Origin of the sequence: Lentzea sp. (genome assembly GCF_035525475.1) — a bacterium.
Lineage (GTDB): Bacteria > Actinomycetota > Actinomycetes > Mycobacteriales > Pseudonocardiaceae > Lentzea.
On sequence record NZ_DATLEC010000265.1, the window covers coordinates 125,472 to 146,215 of the forward strand.

The 20,744-nt window shown below is 71.3% G+C and carries 21 protein-coding genes and 1 pseudogene; 10 read left to right on the forward strand and 12 right to left on the reverse strand.

The window, feature by feature from the left end; all coding sequences use genetic code 11:
• Nucleotides 1-85: 85 nt before the first annotated feature.
• The 3 genes and pseudogenes from VM306_RS40930 to VM306_RS40940 form a co-directional block, all read right to left on the reverse strand.
• Nucleotides 86-637 (reverse strand): hypothetical protein, encoded by a 552-nt coding sequence (locus VM306_RS40930; RefSeq protein WP_325525102.1) that lies wholly within the window; start codon nucleotides 635-637, stop codon nucleotides 86-88.
• 85 nt (nucleotides 638-722) lie between these two features.
• Nucleotides 723-941 (reverse strand): annotated as a pseudogene (locus tag VM306_RS40935) (DUF2306 domain-containing protein); the annotation flags it as partial.
• 347 nt (nucleotides 942-1,288) lie between these two features.
• Complete coding sequence (locus VM306_RS40940; protein ID WP_325525104.1) at nucleotides 1,289-2,515, reverse strand: putative glycoside hydrolase; 1,227 nt, start codon at nucleotides 2,513-2,515, stop codon at nucleotides 1,289-1,291.
• A gap of 197 nt (nucleotides 2,516-2,712) precedes the next feature.
• On the opposite strand from VM306_RS40940, the gene VM306_RS40945 reads away from it, so the two are divergent.
• Entirely contained in the window at nucleotides 2,713-3,942 is a 1,230-nt protein-coding gene (locus VM306_RS40945; protein ID WP_325525106.1) for an epoxide hydrolase, read from the forward strand.
• A 6-nt stretch (nucleotides 3,943-3,948) separates the two neighbouring features.
• Here VM306_RS40945 and VM306_RS40950 read toward each other — a convergent pair whose 3' ends face one another.
• The 5 genes from VM306_RS40950 to VM306_RS40970 all read right to left on the reverse strand — a co-directional run bounded on the left by VM306_RS40950 (nucleotide 3,949) and on the right by VM306_RS40970 (nucleotide 9,124).
• Complete coding sequence (locus tag VM306_RS40950) at nucleotides 3,949-4,674, reverse strand: DUF1963 domain-containing protein (RefSeq protein ID WP_325525108.1); 726 nt, start codon at nucleotides 4,672-4,674, stop codon at nucleotides 3,949-3,951.
• Between the two features lie 134 nt (nucleotides 4,675-4,808).
• Entirely contained in the window at nucleotides 4,809-5,621 is an 813-nt protein-coding gene (locus tag VM306_RS40955; RefSeq protein WP_325525110.1) for a lipoyl protein ligase domain-containing protein, read from the reverse strand.
• A gap of 34 nt (nucleotides 5,622-5,655) precedes the next feature.
• The gene (locus tag VM306_RS40960) at nucleotides 5,656-6,174 is read right to left on the reverse strand and encodes a DUF305 domain-containing protein (protein WP_325525113.1); all 519 of its coding nucleotides are present in this window, start codon (nucleotides 6,172-6,174) and stop codon (nucleotides 5,656-5,658) included.
• Complete coding sequence (locus VM306_RS40965; RefSeq protein WP_325525115.1) at nucleotides 6,175-7,227, reverse strand: DUF1996 domain-containing protein; 1,053 nt, start codon at nucleotides 7,225-7,227, stop codon at nucleotides 6,175-6,177.
• 64 nt (nucleotides 7,228-7,291) lie between these two features.
• On the reverse strand, nucleotides 7,292-9,124 hold the full coding sequence (locus VM306_RS40970) for a sigma-70 family RNA polymerase sigma factor (RefSeq protein WP_325525117.1): 1,833 nt from the start codon (nucleotides 9,122-9,124) through the stop codon (nucleotides 7,292-7,294).
• A 272-nt stretch (nucleotides 9,125-9,396) separates the two neighbouring features.
• On the opposite strand from VM306_RS40970, the gene VM306_RS40975 reads away from it, so the two are divergent.
• From VM306_RS40975 to VM306_RS41010, 8 genes are all read left to right on the forward strand, one after another.
• Complete coding sequence (locus VM306_RS40975; protein WP_325525119.1) at nucleotides 9,397-9,795, forward strand: hypothetical protein; 399 nt, start codon at nucleotides 9,397-9,399, stop codon at nucleotides 9,793-9,795.
• Nucleotides 9,737-11,197 carry a glycoside hydrolase family 76 protein gene (locus VM306_RS40980; protein ID WP_325525120.1) on the forward strand — a complete coding sequence of 487 codons (1,461 nt, stop codon included), beginning with the start codon at nucleotides 9,737-9,739 and terminating at the stop codon, nucleotides 11,195-11,197. The genes VM306_RS40975 and VM306_RS40980 overlap by 59 nt, the downstream gene beginning before the upstream one ends.
• Before the next feature lie 161 nt (nucleotides 11,198-11,358).
• The gene (locus VM306_RS40985) at nucleotides 11,359-12,270 is read left to right on the forward strand and encodes a DMT family transporter (RefSeq protein ID WP_325525122.1); all 912 of its coding nucleotides are present in this window, start codon (nucleotides 11,359-11,361) and stop codon (nucleotides 12,268-12,270) included.
• A complete protein-coding gene (gene epsC / locus VM306_RS40990) occupies nucleotides 12,267-12,908 on the forward strand; it encodes a serine O-acetyltransferase EpsC (RefSeq protein WP_325525124.1) in 642 nt (213 codons plus the stop codon). Before VM306_RS40985 ends, epsC begins: the two co-directional genes overlap by 4 nt.
• 24 nt (nucleotides 12,909-12,932) lie before the next feature.
• The gene (gene cysK / locus VM306_RS40995; protein WP_325525126.1) at nucleotides 12,933-13,931 is read left to right on the forward strand and encodes a cysteine synthase A; all 999 of its coding nucleotides are present in this window, start codon (nucleotides 12,933-12,935) and stop codon (nucleotides 13,929-13,931) included.
• A 6-nt stretch (nucleotides 13,932-13,937) separates the two neighbouring features.
• The gene (locus VM306_RS41000) at nucleotides 13,938-14,432 is read left to right on the forward strand and encodes a cupin domain-containing protein (protein WP_325525129.1); all 495 of its coding nucleotides are present in this window, start codon (nucleotides 13,938-13,940) and stop codon (nucleotides 14,430-14,432) included.
• A 98-nt stretch (nucleotides 14,433-14,530) separates the two neighbouring features.
• Nucleotides 14,531-15,478 carry a LysR family transcriptional regulator gene (locus VM306_RS41005; RefSeq protein WP_325525131.1) on the forward strand — a complete coding sequence of 316 codons (948 nt, stop codon included), beginning with the start codon at nucleotides 14,531-14,533 and terminating at the stop codon, nucleotides 15,476-15,478.
• A gap of 33 nt (nucleotides 15,479-15,511) precedes the next feature.
• The gene (locus VM306_RS41010) at nucleotides 15,512-16,450 is read left to right on the forward strand and encodes a TIGR03564 family F420-dependent LLM class oxidoreductase (RefSeq protein ID WP_325525133.1); all 939 of its coding nucleotides are present in this window, start codon (nucleotides 15,512-15,514) and stop codon (nucleotides 16,448-16,450) included.
• On the opposite strand, the gene VM306_RS41015 is transcribed toward VM306_RS41010, so the two are convergent.
• The gene (locus VM306_RS41015; protein ID WP_325525135.1) at nucleotides 16,447-17,391 is read right to left on the reverse strand and encodes a zinc-binding dehydrogenase; all 945 of its coding nucleotides are present in this window, start codon (nucleotides 17,389-17,391) and stop codon (nucleotides 16,447-16,449) included. The two genes, VM306_RS41010 and VM306_RS41015, sit on opposite strands and share 4 nt — an antisense overlap.
• Nucleotides 17,392-17,440: 49 nt before the next feature.
• On the opposite strand from VM306_RS41015, the gene VM306_RS41020 reads away from it, so the two are divergent.
• The gene (locus VM306_RS41020; RefSeq protein ID WP_325525137.1) at nucleotides 17,441-18,046 is read left to right on the forward strand and encodes a helix-turn-helix domain-containing protein; all 606 of its coding nucleotides are present in this window, start codon (nucleotides 17,441-17,443) and stop codon (nucleotides 18,044-18,046) included.
• Here the strand turns inward: VM306_RS41020 and VM306_RS41025 are convergent, their stop codons facing one another.
• The 3 genes from VM306_RS41025 to VM306_RS41035 are packed head-to-tail and all read right to left on the reverse strand — an operon-like array spanning nucleotide 18,047 to nucleotide 20,689.
• Nucleotides 18,047-18,697 (reverse strand): CoA transferase subunit B, encoded by a 651-nt coding sequence (locus VM306_RS41025; protein ID WP_325525139.1) that lies wholly within the window; start codon nucleotides 18,695-18,697, stop codon nucleotides 18,047-18,049.
• Nucleotide 18,698: 1 nt separating this feature from the next.
• Nucleotides 18,699-19,475 carry a CoA transferase subunit A gene (locus tag VM306_RS41030; protein WP_325525141.1) on the reverse strand — a complete coding sequence of 259 codons (777 nt, stop codon included), beginning with the start codon at nucleotides 19,473-19,475 and terminating at the stop codon, nucleotides 18,699-18,701.
• A complete protein-coding gene (locus VM306_RS41035; RefSeq protein WP_325525143.1) occupies nucleotides 19,475-20,689 on the reverse strand; it encodes an acetyl-CoA C-acetyltransferase in 1,215 nt (404 codons plus the stop codon). The genes VM306_RS41030 and VM306_RS41035 overlap by 1 nt, the downstream gene beginning before the upstream one ends.
• Nucleotides 20,690-20,744 lie beyond the last annotated feature (55 nt).

Below are 20,744 nucleotides of genomic sequence, written 5' to 3' on the forward strand. Positions count from 1 at the left end.
AGCAGGTGTGCCCGGCCCTGGTACGGGCGCAGCGGCCCGTCCGCGAGGCACTCGACGGCTTCGCGGTAGTCGTCCTCGGCACCGGTCACGAGGCCTCGGGCGTACGCCGTGACACCGTGGCCGAGCGCGGTGCCGCGGCCTGCGTGCGGTCGGTCAGCTCTTCCAGCGCTCGTGCGGCCTCGGCGGGTTCGTGGCACTTGACGGCGGCCTCGACCAGCTCGGGCAGGGCCGCTCCGGTGAGGAAGAGGTCGCCGTGCTCCGTCGCGGCACGGGCGGCGGAGTGGTCGGCCAGGCCGTTGTGCAGCAAGGATTCCGCCCAGTGCGGGTTGGCCACGTGGCCGCCGGGTGCCGCGCCCGCTCGGAGGAGTTCCAGGGCCTCCTCGCGGTGACCTCGCATGGCGGCCAGCAGCAGGCGGTGGTGCAGCAGCGGGGGTTCGCCCAGCGCGCCCGCGATCGCCTCCTCCTCGGCGGTGGCGGTGAGCGCTTCGCCCAGGTCGCCGGCCAGGACCGCGGACATGGCCTTCTGGGCGAAGGCGAGCCGCAGCAGCAACGGTGAGCCCGACTCGCGGCCCGCCTTCACGAGCCAGTCGGCGATGGCGAAGTGGGTGTCGACGTCCCAGAGCTCGATGCTGATCATCGACGCGAGCGCGGGGCGTCGGCTCGCGGATCATCCAGATCCGGTGCAGCCGCACCTCGCCCCGCGTGATCGTGCGGTAGGCCTTCGCCGCCGTGAACAGCCACGCGACGATCAGCACGACGAACGCGACCTGCAACGCGAACCCGCTCTTCGTGACGATCGACGAGTAGACGGCCGCGAGAGAGGCGGCGACGACCGAGACCAGGTAGATCCTGCCCGTCACCCGGTGCGGCGTCGGGTAGCGCACCCGCAGCTTCGGCACGAACTGCCACGGACCGGTGATGAGCGCGATGCCCGCGGGCACGGCGACGAGCCCCCACCCGAACCACCACCAGCGCTTGCTCGCCGTCCGCGACGCGACTGCTGTGGACATGCCTTGATCCCACTTCCTGTGCTGAGACGATCGGCTCGATCCTGGTCTCGTCACAGGCGGACCGCGTCGGCACAACGTGCCTACATCCCTTGCCTAGGCCGCTCATCGGCGCGGCTCCCGGCGGAACAGGCACGAGGCGAGCGGCGGCGGTGCTGGTGGAGGAAGAAGGCGCTGACCGCTATGGGCATCACACCCAAAGTCAAGCCCCAGTCGCAAAGCACGGGCTGCACCGGCTCGCTTTGCATCGCCATCGGGGGTGCTGGCCGGTAGGCGGGTTGTCAGCAGCCCGCGCGCAGCACCACACCGGTCGTGCCGGGCAGGCTCACCGACGTGACCTGCTTGCCGTCGTGGTCGGAGTAGGTGCGGTAGAGCGGGATCGCGACCTCGCGGCTGCCGGTGGGGTTGGCGTTGACCAGCGCCACGCCGCAGGTGAAGTCCCTGCGGTAGACCTTGTCCGCGACCGTGCGGTAGAGGCCGGCGGGAAGGCCCAGGTACCAGTCGTACTCGGGGTGCCACGGCGTCGGGTCCCCGTAGCCGTCGGTCTTGGCGATCTCGGAGATCGACGCGTGTCCGCTGGTGGTCATGAACATGCTCGCGAACGCGTACCGGAAGGCCTTCTCGTCGCCCACGTCGAAGTGCGGCTGCACCCAGGTCATCTTGCCGCTCGCCTCGTTCACGGCGACCTGGGCGACCTGCTTACGCCAGCCCTGCTCGTGGTCCTCGAGGAGCTTGTCGCTCGAGAACGCGAGCCACCACTCGTCGAACCCGCCGTCGACGTGGGCGATGTAGGCCTCCCACCCGCCCGGCTGCAGGCGGGCGTTGGCGAGGTTCGCTACGGAGAGCAGGCCCGCCGCGAAGAACGCGCGCTTGATCTCGGCGAGCATGCCCTCGTAGGCCTCCTGGAACACCTTGTCGTCCGGGTACTTCGCCGGGCAGACGCCCCGGTGGTAGGCGTCGCAGGTGAAGAGGGCGTTGTCCAGGAAGACCCCGTCGAACCCGGCCGCCTTCACGTTCGCCACGACCCGCTTGACCCATGCCTTCCGGTACTCGGGATGCCCGACGTCCATCTGCCAATGGCCCTCGTAACCGGAGTAGAGCAGCTCTTCTCCGCGTTTGTCGCGGAGGAACCATTCGGGGTTCTTCGCGCGGACCTCGCAGTACCCGAGCCCGGTGGGCAGGTGGTCGTCGTCCTTTCCCTTCTTGCAGGCGTAGGAACGCGTCGAGGACAGGTCCTTGTAGACGTACACCTTCACCGCGGGGTTGGCGTCCTTGAGCTTGCGCAGGAGGTCGCCCTCCCAGGCGTTGAGCACGACGTGGGCCCGCCGTCGGGCCTCCTGGGCGATGGTGGCGTCGGACACCGGAGTGCTGTTGAGGTGCAACCAGAAGGAGTGCGAGCGCCCCAGGGGGATGACGTCCCACATCAGGTCGAGCGGCGGCGTGAAGTCGGCGAAGAGGAGCGCTGTCAGCAGAAGGGATCTCACTGCGGCGGTGATCCGCTCGAACATCGTTCCTCCTCGCCGGCGAAATCCAGGAGCGCTGCTCCGAAGTACCCGGTCCTGGGCGCACAGGCGGCTCACGGTGCGTAAACCACCTCTTGTGGTGCGGTGCCGCGTTTCGCGGACACCGTGAGTGCGATCGACGGGACCACTCGGGTGATCTGTACTGTCGAAAAGGCATTCGCCGCCCAGTGAGGGACCACGCCTTGTCCGACCCGCAAGCCCTTGAGCCCAGCCCCATCCACGTCTCCGACGAGGTTCTCGACGACCTGCGCGCCCGCCTGGCGCAGACCCGTGCACCGCTGGACGAGGGGAACGAGGACTGGTCGTACGGTGTCCCCGCCGGTTATCTGGGCGAGCTGGTCACCTACTGGCGCGACGGCTACGACTGGCGCAAGGCCGAAGCGGCCATCAACGCCTACGAGCACTACCAGGTGAGCGTCGCCGGGATCCCCGTGCACTTCCTGCGCAAGCCCGGCCGCGGCCCGAACCCGATCCCGCTGGTCCTGACCCACGGCTGGCCGTGGACGTTCTGGCACTGGTCGAAGGTGATCGGCCCGCTGGCGGACCCGGCCGCGTTCGGCGGCGACCCGGCCGACGCGTTCGACGTGATCGTGCCGTCGCTGCCCGGCTTCGGCTTCCCCGGCCCGCTCACCGGCTTCCCGGACGTCAACTTCTGGAAGGTCGCCGACCTCTGGCACACCCTGATGACCGGGACGCTCGGCTACGAGCGGTATGCCGCCGGGGGATGCGACATCGGCGGGGTCGTCACCAGCCAGCTCGGCCACAAGTACGCCGGCTCGCTGTACGGCGTCCACATCGGCTCGGGGCTGCCGCTCGACTTCTTCACCGGCCCCCGCGCGTGGGACTTCGCCCGCAACCGCCCCCTGACCGACGACCAGCCGGCCGAGATCCGCGCCCGCATCATCGACCAGGACCGCCGCTGGGCGTCCCACCTCGCCGTGCACATGATCGACGGCGCCACGCTGGCCCACGGCCTGAGCGACTCGCCCGCGGGCCTGCTCGCCTGGCTGCTCGAACGCTGGAACGCCTGGAGCGACAACGGCGGCGATGTCGAGTCCGTCTTCACCAAGGACGACCTGCTCACCCACGCCACGATCTACTGGGTGAACAACTCCATCGCCACGTCGATGCGCTATTACGCCAACGCCAACCGCTACCCGTGGACGCCCGCCCACGACCGCACTCCGGTCGTGGAAGCGCCGGTCGGCATCACCTTCGTCACCTACGAGAACCCGCCCGGCATCCACACCGCCGACGAGCGCGTCCAGGCGTTCAAGGCGGGTCCGCAGGCCCGCTGGTTCAACCACGTCAACGTCAACGCGCACGAGCACGGCGGCCACTTCATCCCCTGGGAGAACCCCGGGGCGTGGGTGGACGACCTGCGCCGCACCTTCCGCGGCCGCCGGCCCTGAGCGGGTCTACGGGTTCCAGTACCTCGTGACGAAGACGCGGTCGAAGCGGTGCGCCACGAGGTCGTCGCGCTGGATTCCCCAGTGGACGGTGGCGCCCTCCCAGCCGTCGATGTCGGTGTGCCAGTCGGCGAGGAGGACCCAGTCCGACAGGTCGGGGGACACCGGTCCGTCGACCTTGCCCTTCTCCAGGGCCGCACGGGCGGCGTGGACGACGCTCTCGAGCGGGTCGTCCGAGCCGATCCCTTCCTCGGAGGCGTAACCGCCGACCTGCATCGATCCCCAGCCGGCCTCCTTCTCCACGAGGTCGCGCACGAGTTCGAGCAGCTCGGCGGAGTACGGGGGCCATCCCGGTTCCCACAGGTGGGCGTACTCCTCCTCGTAGTACTCCTCGTCGGCGTAACCGGGCAGCGTCACGTCCGGAGTCGCCCGCAGCTCGCCCTGCGGGAAGTCCTCGATCTTCTCCCGGTACTCGTCCACAGTGGACCACCACGAGCAGTGCTTGTCCCGCTCCCCCACAGGCGTTCCCGCCGGGACGTACACGGCGCTGCCGACGCGGCCGTACCAGTTGTCCTCCTCGGGAAAGGCGAACAGCAGCAGGTGGCCGTCGGAGGGCAGGGGCAGATCCGCCTCCCCGGCGGGCAACGCCGCGAGGTCGAGGGAGGCGACGAAGGGGTGTGCGGGGTCGGGAACGTCGGCGGGGAGCAGCAGCGGACCGCCGAACCGGCCCACCACCGACCCGTCTCCCTTCCTCTCCAGCCTGAGGCAGGGACGGGCGACAGCCGCCCACCGCTCAATTGCATCGGTGGGAAATCCTTGCGCCGCAGCCTTTTCCCGGAAGGAACGCAACCGCTCTCGTAAAAGCGAACTCATGCCGAGAGGGTAGTGGGGTTCGCGCGCGTCCAATCGTCCACGTGGAACGGTGACGTTCCATCGGCGGTCGATGCGTGTGCGACGACCTCGGGCGGCAGCTCGCCGTTCGTCATGCCGAGCCGGGTGCGGTAGTCCGATGCGAACGCTTCGGCGACCTCGTCGGCGGTGAGCGTGGGCGCGTAATCCGCCAGGCCCGCGATCGAGCTCCGGCGCAGGTCGTAGCCGAGCGCGTCCGACACGTCCTCCAGGACGGCCCGCACCCGGTCCGACACGACGACCTGCACCACCGTGCTGAAGAGGGAGCCGGTGGCGGTGACGCGTTGCGCCGAGCCCACGACCTTCGCGACGCCACCGACGTTGATGCTGTACTCGCCGGGGCAGTACTCGCCGTCCACCTCGCCGACGCGGGCGTCGACGTCACCGAGTCCGCGCAGGACCCGCACGTGGCTCTCGGCGTTGGCGGCGAAGGTCGCGCTGCCCGCGTGGCGGATGCCGGTGGTGCGGTCGAGGTGGTCGATCACGACGGCGCCGCTGTCGTAGGCGACCATCCGCCCGCCCGGCGACCGCACGACGGTCGTGAACCCCGCCGCGTGCGCCACCTCGGTGGCGGCGGCGATGCCGGGGGAGCGGAGGTCGCGGCCGCTGAAGGCGACAGTGGGGCCTTGCGGCACGTAGACGTGGACGAGCTGCGACCACGACGCACCGGGCGCGCGCAGCAGGAGTGCCGGGACCACCAGGTCGGTGACCGCGTTCCCGGTGCTCCCGGACACGAGCAGCCGGGCGTGGTCGAGGTTGTTCGCAGTGGACACACCACGATTCTCGACCACGACCCGGCTGGGCCCGTTACGGCGTTCCGAGGAGCGCCAGGAACTCGGCTCGCGTGCGGTCGACGCTCGCGCCCAGCTCGACCACCGGCCTGTGCCGGCCGGACGAGAGCTCGGCGCGAGCCACGGTGCGCGCTTCCTCGAACTGGATGCGCAACAACGCCCTGAGCTGCTCGTCGACGTCAGGAGCGTGCTCGATCGACGCCAGCTCGGCGGCCGTGATCATGCCGGGCATGTCGTGGCCCTCGTGCTGCCCGGACTCCTGCCGGCCCGTCTTCGCGAGCACCTCGCGGAGCTGTGCGAGCTCAGCCCGGTAGGTGGCGGTGACCCGGTCGGCCACCGGTCGCAGCGGCGAACCGGACTTCGCCAGTGCGAGCGCGTCGAGCGTCGAGGTGTTCTGGGGGATCACCAGGTCCACGAACGCGAGGTCCGTGGCCGACAGTTCGGGTGGGGTCGCGGCGGTCCTGGAGGTTTCCTGTGCGGCCTGGGCGCTGCATCCCGCCACCACCAGGACCACCGCGAGTACGAGTGCCCTCACTTAAGGGCGGCCGTTCGGTCCGCACTTGACGATCCGGTTGATGCAGTCGCGGACGCGCTGCGCCATCTCGGCCTCTGGCCAGGCGTTGAAGAAGTCGCCGTGCATCGTGAAGCCGGGTCCGGACGACAGCTTGAACCTCGCCGGGTCGCCGCTGACCGGGTAGCGCAGGACCTGGCGCAGCTTCGGCACCGGCACGGGGTGCGTCGACGGGCAGTCGCCCGCGACCGGGTAGGACATGTGGCTCTTGTGGTCGGCCGAGTCGAGGTCCTTGCCGTTCCAGCACTGCGGGAAGTCCAGGTAGGACTCCAGCATCGTGCCCGCCGGGCAGTTCACGAAGTCCTTGGAGGCGCCGACGTGCCCGGCGTGCAGGCACGACCAGCGCGACTGCGTGCTGCCGTCCGGCGCGGTGGCCTTGGCGTTGCCCGCGACGATGCGCAGCCCGTGCGGCAGCGGCTGGATGCGCGCGGTCACGTCGTCGCGCACGCCCTCACCGAGGTAGTAGAACGTCGTACCGGTCGGTTCGACGGGCTGGCCGTCGGCCAGCAGCGTGGGCACCCAGTACGACGAGAGGTCCTGCTTGGGGTTGCACGTGCTGGTGGCCTTGTCGAGGGTCTCGACGGTCGTGTGGGCGTTCGTGGAGACGTTGCCGAAGAAGCTGTGCGAGTGCGACGCGCCGGGGAGGTTCGGCAGCACGATCGGGTCGTCCGGCAGGCGGTGCGTGAACGGGCACTCGGCGACGAACTCCGCGACGCGCACGGCGTTCGCCGGGATCGGCTCCTGCGGCGGCAGGGCCACGGCGGCCTTGGTGGTCGCCGGGGCGGCGGCCGACGTGTCAGCGGGCTGGGGAGCGGCGGTCGTGGGATCGGCCGTCTGCGCCCGCGTCGAGGTGGTCGTGGTCGCGGTCGTGGTCGTCGAGGACGCGACCGGCGGAGCCTTGGGAGGCGTGAAGAACATCGCGTTCGCGGTCACCGCGGACGCCGCGACGCCGGCCACGGCGAGGACCGCGATCAGGACGCGCCTCCGCAACCGCGAGGGGGTGGGGGCGTGGGTCATCGAAAGTTCCTTCCGAGCAGGGTGAACTGACACAGGGGTGGTGCGGAACGGGAGCGGCGCGGACTCAGCCCGCGTCGCGGTAGGCCTGGCCGGCCTGGTTGGGGGTGCCGCCGGGGGAGTACAGGCCGGTGCCCGGCTTGTCGGCGGGCAGCGCGAACCACGCGTAGCGCTCGAGGTACGGCAGGCTCTCCATCATCGCGCTGGAGCCGCGGGCGAACGCCGCGAGCTCGGCCTGCGACGGGTAGCGCGCCGAGCCGCCCGAGAAGTCGATGAGCGAGTACTCGGTGAGCCACACCGGTTTGCCGTACTTCTGGTGCACCGCGTCGAGGTAGTTCTTCAGGTGGCCGACGGCCGCCGCGCTGAAGTCCGAGCCGTACCAGTGCACCGCGATGAAGTCGACGCGCAGACCTCGTTGCGCCGCACCGGTCATGAACCTGTCGAGCCAGCCGCCCGGCTTGTCGCCGCTGTGCGCTACGGCGGGGCTCCCGAGCCGCAACCCGGTCGCCGCCAGCTTCGGCCACAGGTCGAGCGCCTGTTCCGGCGTCATGTTGGCCTGGTCGGGGAAGTCCGGCTCGTTGAACCCCAGCAGCACCTTGCCGTTCGCCTTCGCGCGGGTGAGCGTGGCGTCGTCGGTGAACTTCGCGCCCCAGATCATCGGCACGAACTCGACGTTCGGCGGCGTGGCGATGCCGTCGGGGTGCACGGCCCAGTTGTAGTACCAGCCCGCGCGGACGTCGGTGAGCGCCTTGCCGACACCGTCGAAGTTCCAGGTGCTGACGCCCTTCTTCGCCGAGGCCGCGATCCGGGTCACGGGCGCGGGCGGCGGGGGCGGGGCGGCCACGGCCGTCGACGACGGCGGAGTCGTGGTCGGGACGGACGACGAGCTGGTGGGCGGTGTGGTCGTCGCCGTGCTCTCGGTCGTGGTCGTGATCGTCTGCGCGACCGGCTGCTCCTCGCGCGAGGGCAGGACGGCGACCACGATGCCGGCGGCCACCACCGCGGCGGCCGCGGCGGCCAGCGGTTTCACCAGCGCGCCCTTCATCAGCAGGCTGAGCTTGCCGCTGGTGACGGGGTCCACCGGGGCGTGGGAGAACGTCACGTGCGCGCCGGTGAGCGCGGACGGGTCGAACGTGAACGCGGCGGGCAGCGGCACCAGCGGCAGCCGGGCGATGAGGCCCTCGACGGACGCGAGGTCGCTCGCGCACCGCTCGCACCGGGCGCAGTCGCGGCTGTGCCGGGCGATCCGCTTGCGCCACAACGGGCTCGGGTCGCCGTCCCAGTCGGCGACGACCTCGGCCAGCGCGGGACAGCGCGGCGTGCGCTCCAACGCCCGCACGACGATGCGTGCGGCGTCGAGCTGGGCCTTGACCCGCTGCACGCGCACGGCGGTGTGCTGAGGTGTCAGTTCGAGCGCGTCGGCGACCTCCGTGCGGGTCAGCCGCCCTGCCGCCTCCAGCCACCACAGCGACAGCAGCTCGCGCTCGTCCGCGCTGAGCCAGCGGGTGGCCGCCACGACCTCGCGGCGCTGCCCGGACAGCTGCAACCGCATGATCGTGAGGTCGACGAAGTCCGCGCCGGGGTCGGCGATGTCCTCCAGCACGGGACCGGTGACGGGCACGCGCTGGCGTTCGCGGTGGCGCAGCCGGATCTGGTTCATCGCGATCACGACGAGCCACGACCGGAACCCGGCGGGATCGCGTAGCGACGACAACCCGTGCACCGCCCGCAGCATGGTCTCCTGGACCACGTCGTCGGTGTCCGCGTGCCCGCCGAGCGCGTGCCCCACGATGTTGTAGACGAGGGGCAGGTAGCCGCTCACCAGGTCGTCGAGCGCACGCTGGTCGCCGTCGCGCGCGGCCACCACCGTCGCGACGCCGGGTTCCCGCACTGCCGCCATGCCCACCTCACTTGCCGGTCCGGGGTTCTCTGACCAGGAGATGTCCCAGGTGCACGGCAATAACGAAAAAATCTCGGCGACTTTTTCAGGCCGCCCGCGGCCGGGCCGCTGTCACCGCGGAAGTAGACCACGGCCGTCGTGACGGAGCACGTGAGGCCGAACGCGACCGGCGCACGAAATCCTGTCCGGGACATGAACCGGTCACGCCGTTGACCTGCGTGTGCCGGGTTCAAGACCATGAGAGCGTTCCCACGAACGCGGGGGTGGTCGGCGTGCTGAACCTTCTCGTGGCCTTCCTGGTGGCGCTGGCGGTGCCCTCCGCGCCTCCTCCCAGTTCGTCGGTCGTCGTGGCCGAGGTGGTGTGCGTGCTCTCCTGCGACACGCTCGACCCGTCGCGGGCGCGGCAGGAGACGTTCCCCGTGCCGGAGAAGCAGGTCAACGGCCGGCGGCTGGTGCTGCACGTGTCCGACCGCGACGGCATGGGGCAGCATCGACAACGGCGTCACCGGCGACTCGGTGTGGCTGGACCGGTCGTGGGACGGCGGCGCGAGCTGGGAGGGCTTGCTCGGCAGGGCGAGCGTCCCCGGTTCGTGGACCGGCACCAGGACGCTGATGTACAACGTGACCGACCCCGTCCGCCACCAGCGCGGCCTGATTCGCGCGTGCGGTGATGGCGCCACCGTGACCTGCACGGACTGGATCTACCCGACCGTGTGCGACGTGCTGTGCGACCGGACCGGTGCGGGACAGGCCAACGGCGACGCGCAGCCGGTGCCGCCGACGACGCTGTACGGCCGCACGATCCGCCTGCACACCGACCTGAACGCCATGGCGTGGGCCACCATCGAGGCGGGCGGCGCGGGCGACGAGGTCTGGCTCGACCGCTCGTGGGACGGCGGCGCGAGCTGGCCGGGCGGTTCGTCGCTCGGCCGCACCGCGACTCCCGCCGGGGCGACGTCCACGCGCACCACCCTGTTCGCCACCCGTGACCCGCGCGGACGCCACTACGGCGGAGCTGTGCGCGCGTGCGGCAGGGAAGCGGGCCACCAGGAGGGCAGCTGCACGGCGTGGGCACGGCCCGTGCCGAGCAGGGCACGTGCGGCCGCGGACGCCCTGTTGTACTCCTACGACCCCTCCACGGCCTGGTGGCCGACGAGCTGGTGGAACTCGGCGACGACGCTCACCGCGGTCATGGACTCCGGGATCCGCGAGTACGACTGGGTGATCGCGCGGACGTTCGACGTCAACCGCGGCACGTTCGCGGCGGGACAGCGCGGCACGGACCCGATCGAGGGAGACTTCGTCAGCCGCTCGATCGACGACAGCGCGTGGTGGGGTCTCGCCTGGGTGGCCGCCTACGACCGCACCGGCGACCAGCGCTACCTCGCCATGGCCACCACCATCGCGACCTACGTGCACCAGTACTGGGACACCCGCACGTGCGGCGGCGGGGTGTGGTGGAACCGCGAGCGCACCTACAAGAACGCCGTGACGAACGGCCAGTACCTGAGGCTGACCGCGTCGATCCACCGCCGCACCCCCGGCGACGCGGTGTGGCTGCAGCGCGCCCGCACCGCCGCCGACTGGTACCTGGGCAGCGGCCTGATCGGCGCGTCCGGACTGGTCAACGACGGTCTCACCGGCGACTGCCGCAACAACGGCCAGACGGTGTGGACCTACAACCAGGGGCTGGGCATCGGCGGTTTCGTCGAGGTCTGGCGCGCGACCGGTGACACCCGGTACCTCGACACCGCGCGCCGTCTCGCGGACTCCGCCGTCACCAGCGCCGTGCTCACCCGCAACGGCGTGCTCACCGAGTCCTGCGACGTCGGCACGAGCTCCTGCGACGACAACCAGAAGCAGTTCAAGGGCATCTTCCTGCGCTACCTGAACGACCTGGCCAAGGCCACCGGCTCCACCGCCTACCAGCAGTTCGCCCGCCGGCAGTCCGACTCGGTCTGGTCGGCCGACCGCGACGCGCTGAACCGGATCGGCCAGCGCTGGGCCGGCGGCAGCCCCAACCAGGTGGACTGGCGCACGCAGGCGAGCGGCCTGAACGCGGTGCTGTCCTGAGCCGAATCTGACGCACAGCTACGGACAACGCTGTCCGTTCGGTCTCGTTCGACATGCCCTGTGCCGCGCTCTACCAGGAACGGAGTCGCGGCTCGACCGCGCCACTAGTCACGGATGGTGAACTTCGTGGACTACTGACAGATGACCCGAATCGAGAAGCAATGGACAAGGCATCCGTCGCGCGCTTCCTGCTGCTCGCGCTGCTGTGGGGAAGCAGCTTCACCTTCATCAAGGTGTCCCTCGAAGGTCTGACACCGGGGCAGCTCGTGCTCACCAGACTCGTTCTGGGCGCGGCCGTCCTGCTGTCGATCGCGGCCGTCCGCAAGGTCAGGCTGCCGCGGACCGCCGTGGTCTGGGGTCACATCGCCGCCGCCGGTCTGTTCGGGAACGTGGTCCCGTTCCTGCTGCTGTCGTACGGCGAGAAGACCACCGGCGCGGGCATCGCGGGCGTCCTCATCGGCGCCTCACCGCTGCTGACGCTGGCGCTGGCCACGGCCGCACTGCCGACCGAGCGGGCGACCCCGCGCAAGGCGATCGGCCTGGGGCTCGGCTTCATCGGCGTGGTGCTGCTGGTCGGCCCCTGGCACGAGTCGCTCGGGTCGCTCAGCGGACGACTGGCCTGCTTCGGCGCCGCGGTCAGCTACGCGATCGGCTTCGTGTACGTCCGCAAGTACCTCTCGCCGCTCGGCCTGGCCCCGCTCGCGCTGGCCGCGTCGCAGCTGGTGTCGGCGGCGGTGCTGCAGGCGGTCGTGACGCCGTTCCTCGACTGGCGCGTGCCGCACCTCACCGGCTCGGTGACGTTCAGCATCGTGCTGCTCGGCCTGCTCAGCACGGGCCTGGCCTACGTGCTCTACTTCCGCCTCATCGGTGACGTCGGCGCCACGACGGCTTCGGCGGTCAACTACGTGGTGCCGGTGTTCGCGGTGCTCATCAGCGTGCTGTTCCTCGGTGAGCACGTCACGTGGAACCTCCTGGCCGGTGGCCTGGTCGTGCTCGTCGGCGTGGCCTACGCGGAGAACAGGCTCGGGCAGCTGCGCAAGAACAAGCTCGAGAACGCGGGAGCCGTCCGGTGAACGCCAGGGCGCTGTTCCGCGTGCTCACCGCCGACCTGGACATGGTCATGGACCGCGACCCGTCGATCCTGTCGCGCAGCGAGGCACTGCTGCACCCGACGGTCATCGCGATCTGGGGCCACCGCGCGTCGCACTGGTTGCACCTGCGGGGACACCGGCGCAGCGCCCGCCTGGTCATGGTCGTCGCCCGGCTGCTGACCGGCGGCATCGAGATCCACCCCGGTGCGACGATCGGCCGCGGTTTCTTCATCGACCACGGCGCGGGCGTCGTGATCGGCGAGACGGTCGTGATCGGCGACGACGTCACGATCTTCCACCAGGTGACGCTCGGCGCCGTCGGGTGGTGGCACGACAACCAGCGGCCCGAGGGCTCGCGCCGCCACCCGAAGCTCGGTGACCGGGTGGTGGTCGGGGCCAACGCGACGCTGCTCGGCCCGATCACCGTCGGCCACGACTCCGTGGTGGGCGCCCAGGCACTCGTCATCCGCGACGTGCCCGCGGACTCGCGCGTCCTGGCGCCGTTCTCCATCCCGAACGTGAGGTCGACCCGCGGCGTGGCGAAGGCGGCCCGCCCCCGCCAGTCCGTCGTCGTCGCGGGACAGAGGCACAAGGGTGCGGCCGTGTTCCCCAGCTGGTGACAACCGAAGCAGATCGGAGGGCTCGTGGAGACCCGAGTCAGTCAGCCCCTCACCAAACGACCGCCTGCCCAGTCGCTCGTGGACCTGATCGGCGGAACACCCACAGTCAGGCTCGATCTCGGCGTCACCACCGCGCACCTCTACGCCAAGCTGGAGATGGCCAACCCGCTGTCCAGCGTGAAGGACCGCGCCGCGCTCTACATGATCAACGGCGCGGAGGAGCGCGGTCAGCTCACCAGGGGTTCGGGCACCATCGTCGAGGCGACGTCCGGCAACACGGGGATCTCGATGGCGGCGATCGCGGCCGCCCGCGGGTACCGGTGCGTGATCGTCCTGCCGGACAGCGCCACCAGTGAACGCATCCAGCTGCTGCGCGCGTTCGGCGCGGAGATCGTGATGACGCCCTACCAGGAGGGGTACGTCGCGGCGATCGCCAAGGCCGAGGAGATCTACCGCGAGCGTCCGGGGTCGTGGTTCGCCTGCCAGCACGAGAACCCCGACAACGTGGCGGCGCACTACGCCACCACCGGACCGGAGATCTGGAACGACACCGACGGCGAGGTCGACGTCTTCGTCTGCGGCGTCGGCACCGGCGGCACGCTCAGCGGCACCGCGAAGTACCTGAAGGAGCGCAACCCCGCGGTCCGCGTGGTCGCGGTGGAGCCGGAGGGGTCGCCCGTGCTCAGCCAGGGCTGGGGCGGCCTGCACCGCATCCCCGGCCTCAACGGCGGTTTCGTGGCGCCGACGACCGACGTCGGCCTGATCGACGAGGTCCTGACGGTGTCCAACGAGGACGCCTACAGCACGGCGCGCGAGCTCGCCCGCACCGCGGGACTGCTCGTCGGCGTCTCCTCCGGTGCCGCGGCGCACGCCTGCCGCGTGCTCTCCGCACGGCCGCAGTACGCGGGCAAGAACTTGGTCACCGTCTTCCCGGACACGGGCGAGCGGTACCTCTCGTGGTTCAACCAGGAAGACACGGCGACTCACAGCGGCGAGACGCACGCAGCCATCAACGAGGAGTGACCAGACATGACGCAAGTGTCCAACATCCTGCTTCCCGGCGAGGGCGAGTCGGTGCAGATCGGCACCACCACGCACACCACCTTCAAAGCGCGGGGCAGCGAGACGGACGGCCGGCTCGGCCTCTACGAGCACCGGATGGCTCCGGGGGCACCCGGCGCCTCGCCGCACGTCCACAACGAGCAGCTGGAAGCGTTCTACGTCCTGAGCGGCATGGTGGAGCTCCACCTCGACGGCAAGTCGTTCGCCGCGCCGCCCGGCACCTACGTGAACGTGCCGATGGGGGTCTCGCACGGGTTCCACAACCCGTACAAGGACCAGGCCACGATGCTCATCATCTTCACGCCCGCGCTCAACCGCGAGGAGTACTTCCGGGGTCTCGCCGAGATGTACGCGGACGGCAACAAGCCCACAGAGGACGAGCTGCTGACGCTGATGGCGAAGTACGACCAGTTCGAGGTGACGATGAACGGCTACGACGTCCCGAACTGGGGCAGGCACTGAGGTTCCGCTCCCGCCGCGGGCGTGGCGACCACACCGGTCGCCACGCCCGCGGCGTCGTTTCCGATGCCTCGGGAGCATCGAGGTGCTTGACTCGAAGCATGGAGTTGCGGCAACTGCGGTACGTGGTGGCGGTGGCGGACCACCGGCACTTCCGGCGTGCGGCCCAAGCACTGGGCATGACCCAGCCGTCGCTGTCACGGCAGGTCGCTGCGCTGGAACAGGAACTGGGCACCCTCCTGTTCGAACGGACGGCCCGCGGAGTGGTGCCGACGGCCGCCGGTGAGGTCTACACCGCCCACGCCCGGCGGGTGCTGGAGCAGGTCGAGGCAGGGGCGACCGAGGCGCGCCGCGCGGCGCGGGGGCAGAGCGGGACGTTGCGGCTCGGGTTCGTCGGTGAGGCGCTCGTGGAACTGCTGCCGTCGCTGCTGGCGCGGTTCCGGTCGTCGCATCCCGGGGTGCGGCTGGAGTGCCGCGAGCTCTCGACGGCGCAGAGCGGCGCGGCGTTGGTGGCGGGAGACATCGACCTGGCGATCAGCCGTGGCGCGCCGACGGGGGAGGGCGCCGAGCGGCTGACCGCCGTGCCCGTCGCCGGTGACCACCTCATCGTCGTGTGCCACCGCGCGCATCCGTTCGCGGGCCAGGCTGCGGTGTCGCTCGACCAGGTGCGCTGCCAGGCCCTCATCGCCGCGCCCGCGGACGACGAGCCGGCGACGCGGCGGGTGCTGGCCCCGTTGCTCGACGGCACGACGAACGTCACCCACGCCCGCGACGTGCACACGGTGATCGGGCTGGCCGCCTGCGGCATGGGGGTGGGGCTGCTGCCGTCGAGCACGCGGCGCCTGACCCGTCCGGAGACGGTGATGGTCGAGGTGGAACCACCGCTGCGCCTGCCCGACCTCACGATGGCGTTCCGCACGGCGGACGAGTCGCCGCCGCTGGACGCGTTCCTCGCCGTCACTGCCGTGCACTGCCCCGACACGGGCAAGCGCCTGAACCAGCTGATGCTCAGGAGGCATCGGAAAGCCGGTCGGCGGGCATCAGCGTGACCGGGAAGCCCTGCCGGGCGGTGTGATGGAGGCATGTCGATCACTTCGCGGGCCGTGCGGTACGGCGTCACGCTGGCGGGCACGGCGGGGGACAACCTGGTCGAGGCCGTGGTGGAGGAGGCCGCCGAGGCCGCGGAAGCCGGCGTCGGCTCGGTGTGGATGGGGCAGCGGCTGGACTACGACGCGATCGGGCTGGCCGGGCTGGTCGGCTCACGGGTGCCGGGCATCGAGGTGGGAGTGTCGGCGGTGCCGGTGTTCGGCCGCCACCCGTTGCTGGTGTCGAGCCAGGCCCAGACCACCCAGGCGGCGTTGGACGGGCGGTTCCACCTCGCGGTCGCGCTCGGCGTGCGGCCGATCGTCGAGGCCGCGTTCGGCGTCCCCTGGGAACGGCCGGTGGCCCGGTTGCGCGAGTTCCTCACGGCCCTGGTGCCCCTGGTCCGCGGTGACTCGACGGAGAACAGGGGCGAGCTGGAGACCGCCGGACCCATGCTGCGGACGCACGTCCGCGGTGCGAAGCCGACACCGGTCCTCGTCGCCGCGATGGCGCCGAAGGCGTTGCGGGTCGCCGGCGAGCTCGCGGACGGGACAGTGCCCCTCCTGGCCGGCCCGAAGGTGCTGGCGGAGCACATCATCCCGGCCATCACCGCCGCCGCTGCCGAAGCGGGACGGCCGGCTCCGCGGATCGTCGCGGTGGTCCCCGCCGCCGTCACCACCGATCCGGAGGCACGCCGCACGATGGCGGAAGGGCTCGCCTTCTACCGGCAGTTCGAGTCCTACCGGCGTGTTCTCGCGCTCAACGGCACCGAGGACCCGGTGGAGGTCGCGTTGATCGGCGACGAGGACACCGTGGCGAAGGGCGTGCGCCAGTACGTCGAGGCGGGCGCCACCGAGGTCGTGCTCACCGGGCACCACGACCTCGACGCCGCGACCCAAAGCCGCACACGCCGGCTCGCGGGAGCGCTCGGGCGTTAGGGAGCCAGCACGATCCGGCCGAAGACCTCACCCGCGTCCATCTCGTGGTGCGCGAGCACGGCTTCCTCCAACGGCAGCTGCCCGTGCACCACCGCGCGCAGCTCACCGCGGACGGCGGCGGCGAACTGCTCGGTCCGCACCGCGTGCTTGTCCGGTTCGGGCACGGAGGCCGCGCTGAAGACCGCGAAGGACAAGGACTTCCGGAACGCCGCCATCATGGGCGTGCCGACGTCGGCCGGTGGCTGGCCCCCGACGGCGCCGACCACGACCATGCGCCCGTTGGGGTTGAGCCTGTCGAAGAACGACGGCAGGTCCTCGCCCGCCACGACGTCGATGATGACGTCGTAGCTGCCCGAGGAGCCGGAGCGGTCCAGCACGGCGGTGGCACCCAGTGAGCGCAGGCGCTCGCCGCGCGCGGCCGAGGACGTGGTGACCGCCACCGCGTTCGCACCACCCAGCGCCGCGAGCTGGACCGTCATGATTCCCAGGCTGCCGGACGCACCCCGGACCAGCACGGATTCACCGGGCGCGAAGCGGGCGTGGGCGAGGCCGAAGTGCGCCACCACCCCGGCGCTGCCCAGCGCCACCGCGTCGGCCGCCGGCAGGTCCTCCGGCAGCGCGACGATCTCCCCGGCCGGGGCGACCGCCTGCTCCGCGTAGCCACCGCCGCCGGTCGGCGCCCACACGCGTCGTCCCGTCCAGGACGGGTCCACGCCGTCGCCCACCGCCCGCACGACGCCCGCGACCTCACCACCGAGGACGTACCCCTCCCGGTAGCCGTAGGACGCGAGGTCGCCGCGTCGGATCAGGACGTCGAGACCGCCCACCCCGATCGCCTCGACGGCGATCACCACCTGGCCACGTCCGGGGACCGGGGCCGGGAGATCGACCAACGCCATGCCCTCGGGCCCGCCGAACGCTTGCACCGCAACAGCTCTCATGTCATCCGAAGCTAACGGACGCACCCGTCCGTTTCGCTAAAGTGAGAGCATGGCCGGCAATGTGACTCAGACCGTGCGGTCCGACGCCCGCTACAACCGCGAGCACATCCTCGAAGCGGCACGCGAGGTGTTCGCCGCGGAGGGCCTGACCGCGCCGATGCGGGAGGTGGCCCGCCGCGCCGGCGTCGGGCCCGCGACCCTCTACCGCCACTTCCCGACCAAGGAGCTCCTGGCGACCGAGGCGTTCGGCGACCAGATGCGGGCGTGCGAGACCATCGTGGCCGAGGGGCTCGCGGACCCCGACCCGTGGCAGGGCTTCTGCACCGTCATCGAGAAGATCTGCGAGCTGCACGCCCGTGACCGCGGCTTCACCGCGGCGTTCACCGCGAACTTCCCGCACGCCGCGGACTTCGCCGGACGCCGGGAGAGGACCCTCAGGTCGGCCGCGAAGCTGGCCAGGCGGGCGCAGAAGTCCGGGCAGCTGCGGCCGGACTTCGTGCTGGACGACCTCGTCCTGGTGCTCACGGCCCACGGCGGCATCCACGCCACCTCACCCGCCACCCGCGCCGCCGCGTCCCGGCGCTTCGCCGCGCTCGTGATCCAGGCGTTCCGGGCCTCGCCGACGCACACACCGCTGCCGGTCGGCCGGGTGTGATCAGCCCGCCGCTGTCCGGCTGAGGTCCACCAGCGGTGCCGCGGTCCTGTCCGCGACCTCCTCGTACGACGTGCCGGGAGCCAGCTCCACGAGCTCGAAGGTTCCGCCGGCCACGTCCAGCACGGCCAGGTCGGTGATGACGCGCGACACCACGCCACGTCCGGTGAGCGGCAGGGTGCAGGTGCCGACCAGCTTCGGGTCGCCGGAGCGGGAGACGTGGTCCATCAGGACGATGACCCGGCGGGCGCCGCTCACGAGGTCCATCGCGCCGCCCATGCCCTTGACCATCGCGCCGGGCACCATCCAGTTGGCGAGGTCGCCGTGCGCGGAGACCTGCATGCCGCCGAGGACCGCGGTGTCGATGTGGCCGCCGCGGATCATCGCGAAGCTGGTGGGGGAGTCGAAGAACGACGCGCCTGGCAGGACGCTGACGGTCTGCTTGCCCGCGTTGATCAGGTCGGGGTCGACCTCGTCGTCGTAGGGGAACGGGCCGACGCCCAGGATGCCGTTCTCCGCGTGCAGCGTCACCGTCGAGTCCGCGGGCAGGTGGTCCGGGATGAGCGTGGGCAGGCCGATGCCGAGGTTGACGTACTCGCCGTCGCGCAGCTCGAGCGCGGCGCGGGCGGCCATCTGGTCACGGGTCCAGGGCATGTCAGTTCGCCTCCTGGCGGGCGCGGGTGGTGCGCTTCTCGATGTCCTTGCGGGCGGCCTGCTCCGGGGTGAGCGCGACGACGCTCTGCACGAACACGCCGGGCAGGTGGACGTGGTCGGGGTCGATCTCGCCGGTCTCGACCACGCGCTCCGCCTCGACGACGGTGAACTTCCCTGCCATCGCGACGGCCGGGTTGAAGTTGCGTGCGGCGGCGTGGAAGACGCAGTTGCCGGCCCGGTCGGCGACGGCGGCGCGGACGAGCGCCACGTCGGTGACGATCGACTCCTCCAGCACCATCTCCCTGCCGTGGAAGGTGCGGACCTCCTTGGGAGGTGAGGAGAGCGCGACCGTGCCGTCCGGGTTGTACCGCCACGGAAGGCCGCCTTCGGACACGAGAGTGCCGACCCCGGTGGGCGTGAAGAACGCCCCGACACCGGAACCGCCCGCCCGCAGCCGTTCCGCGAGCGTCCCCTGCGGGGTGAGCTCGACGGTCAGCTCGCCGGAGAGGTACTGGCGGGCGAACTCCTTGTTCTCACCGACGTAGGACGCGATCACCCGGCTGATGCGGCGGTGTTCGAGCAGCAGGCCGAGACCGGCGCCGTCGACGCCGCAGTTGTTCGAGACGATCGTGAGGTCGTCGGCGCCCTGCTCCAGCACCGCCTCGATGAGGAACCAGGGGATGCCCGCCAGCCCGAACCCGCCGACCGCGACGCTCGTGCCGGACCGGATGCCCGCCACGGCCTCCGCCGCGCTGCCGGCCACCTTGTCGACGCCCATCAGCGCACCGCCTCGAAGATCGCGGCGAGGCCCTGGCCGCCGCCGATGCACATCGTCTCCAGGCCGTAGCGGCTGCCGCGGCGGCGCATCTCGTGCGCCAGCGTCGCGAGGATCCGCGCCCCGGTCGCGCCGACCGGGTGACCGAGGGAGATACCGGAACCGTTGGGGTTGAGCCTGTCGTCGGCCGGGTCGAGCTTCCACTCGCGCAGGCACGCGAGCACCTGGGCGGCGAACGCCTCGTTGAGCTCGATCACGTCCATGTCGTCGAGCGTGAGACCTGCCCGGTCCAGTGCGGTGGCGGTGGCGGGCACGGGCCCGATGCCCATGACCTCCGGCCCGACGCCCGCGACGGCCCACGACCTGAGGGCGAGAACGGGACGCAGCCCGCGTTTCTCGGCCTCGGCGCGCGTGGTGACCACGCACATCGCGGCGCCGTCGTTCTGACCGCTGGCGTTGCCCGCCGTGACCGTGGACTCGGGGTCGAGCTTCAGCCTGACCGGCCGCAACGCCGCCAGGTCCTCGAGCGTGGTGTCAGGACGCGGGTGCTCGTCGCGGTCCACGACGAGGTCGGGCTTGCCGCGACGGCCGGGAACGGTGACCGGCACGAGCTCGTCGGCGAACCGGCCCGCCGCGTTCGCGGCACCCCACCGCTGCTGGGACCGCACCGCGAGCTCGTCCTGCTCGGTGCGGGAGATGCCGTACTCGCGGCGGAGGTTCTCGGCCGTCTCGATCATGCCGCCGGGCACCGGGTGGAAGCGGCCGCCCGCCGTCTCGCGCGCCCGGTCGAGGCGGTCGGCGAGCTGGACGCCGCCGCTGCGGACACCGGTGCGCAGTCCCAGCGCGTAGTGCTCGACCTGCGACATCGACTCCACGCCGCCTGCTACGACGACGCTCGCCGCACCGGTCGCCACCTGGCCCGCCGCGTAGAGCACGGCCTGCAGCCCGGAGCCGCAGCGCCGGTCGACCTGGAGGCCGGGCACGCCCGTGCCGAGGCCCGCGTCGAGCGCGGCGATCCGGCCTATCGCGGGCGACTCGCCGTTGGCGTACCCCTGGCCGAGCACGACATCGTCGACGTCGCCCTCCCGCAGTCCTGTGCGGCGCACCAGCTCCGTGAGGACGGCGGTGGCGAGGCCGGTGGCGCTCACCGGGGCCAGCGCCCCGCCGAACCGGCCGACCGGGGTCCGGAGGGGTTCGCAGATCACGACGTCGGTCATGCCCTCGACGCTAGGCCCGCGCGGCCATATCCGGAAATACTCGTTTCATGGTGAC

Coding starts and splice junctions, on each gene's coding strand:
- VM306_RS40930 (WP_325525102.1), bottom strand. CDS start 637: ATGATCAGCATCGAGCTCTGGGACGTCGACACCCACTTCGCCATCGCC.
- VM306_RS40940 (WP_325525104.1), bottom strand. CDS start 2,515: ATGTTCGAGCGGATCACCGCCGCAGTGAGATCCCTTCTGCTGACAGCG.
- VM306_RS40965 (WP_325525115.1), bottom strand. CDS start 7,227: ATGACCCACGCCCCCACCCCCTCGCGGTTGCGGAGGCGCGTCCTGATC.
- VM306_RS40970 (WP_325525117.1), bottom strand. CDS start 9,124: ATGGCGGCAGTGCGGGAACCCGGCGTCGCGACGGTGGTGGCCGCGCGC.
- VM306_RS40980 (WP_325525120.1), top strand. CDS start 9,737: ATGTACAACGTGACCGACCCCGTCCGCCACCAGCGCGGCCTGATTCGC.
- VM306_RS40985 (WP_325525122.1), top strand. CDS start 11,359: ATGGACAAGGCATCCGTCGCGCGCTTCCTGCTGCTCGCGCTGCTGTGG.
- VM306_RS41000 (WP_325525129.1), top strand. CDS start 13,938: ATGACGCAAGTGTCCAACATCCTGCTTCCCGGCGAGGGCGAGTCGGTG.
- VM306_RS41005 (WP_325525131.1), top strand. CDS start 14,531: ATGGAGTTGCGGCAACTGCGGTACGTGGTGGCGGTGGCGGACCACCGG.
- VM306_RS41010 (WP_325525133.1), top strand. CDS start 15,512: ATGTCGATCACTTCGCGGGCCGTGCGGTACGGCGTCACGCTGGCGGGC.
- VM306_RS41015 (WP_325525135.1), bottom strand. CDS start 17,391: ATGAGAGCTGTTGCGGTGCAAGCGTTCGGCGGGCCCGAGGGCATGGCG.
- VM306_RS41020 (WP_325525137.1), top strand. CDS start 17,441: ATGGCCGGCAATGTGACTCAGACCGTGCGGTCCGACGCCCGCTACAAC.
- VM306_RS41025 (WP_325525139.1), bottom strand. CDS start 18,697: ATGCCCTGGACCCGTGACCAGATGGCCGCCCGCGCCGCGCTCGAGCTG.
- VM306_RS41030 (WP_325525141.1), bottom strand. CDS start 19,475: ATGGGCGTCGACAAGGTGGCCGGCAGCGCGGCGGAGGCCGTGGCGGGC.
- VM306_RS41035 (WP_325525143.1), bottom strand. CDS start 20,689: ATGACCGACGTCGTGATCTGCGAACCCCTCCGGACCCCGGTCGGCCGG.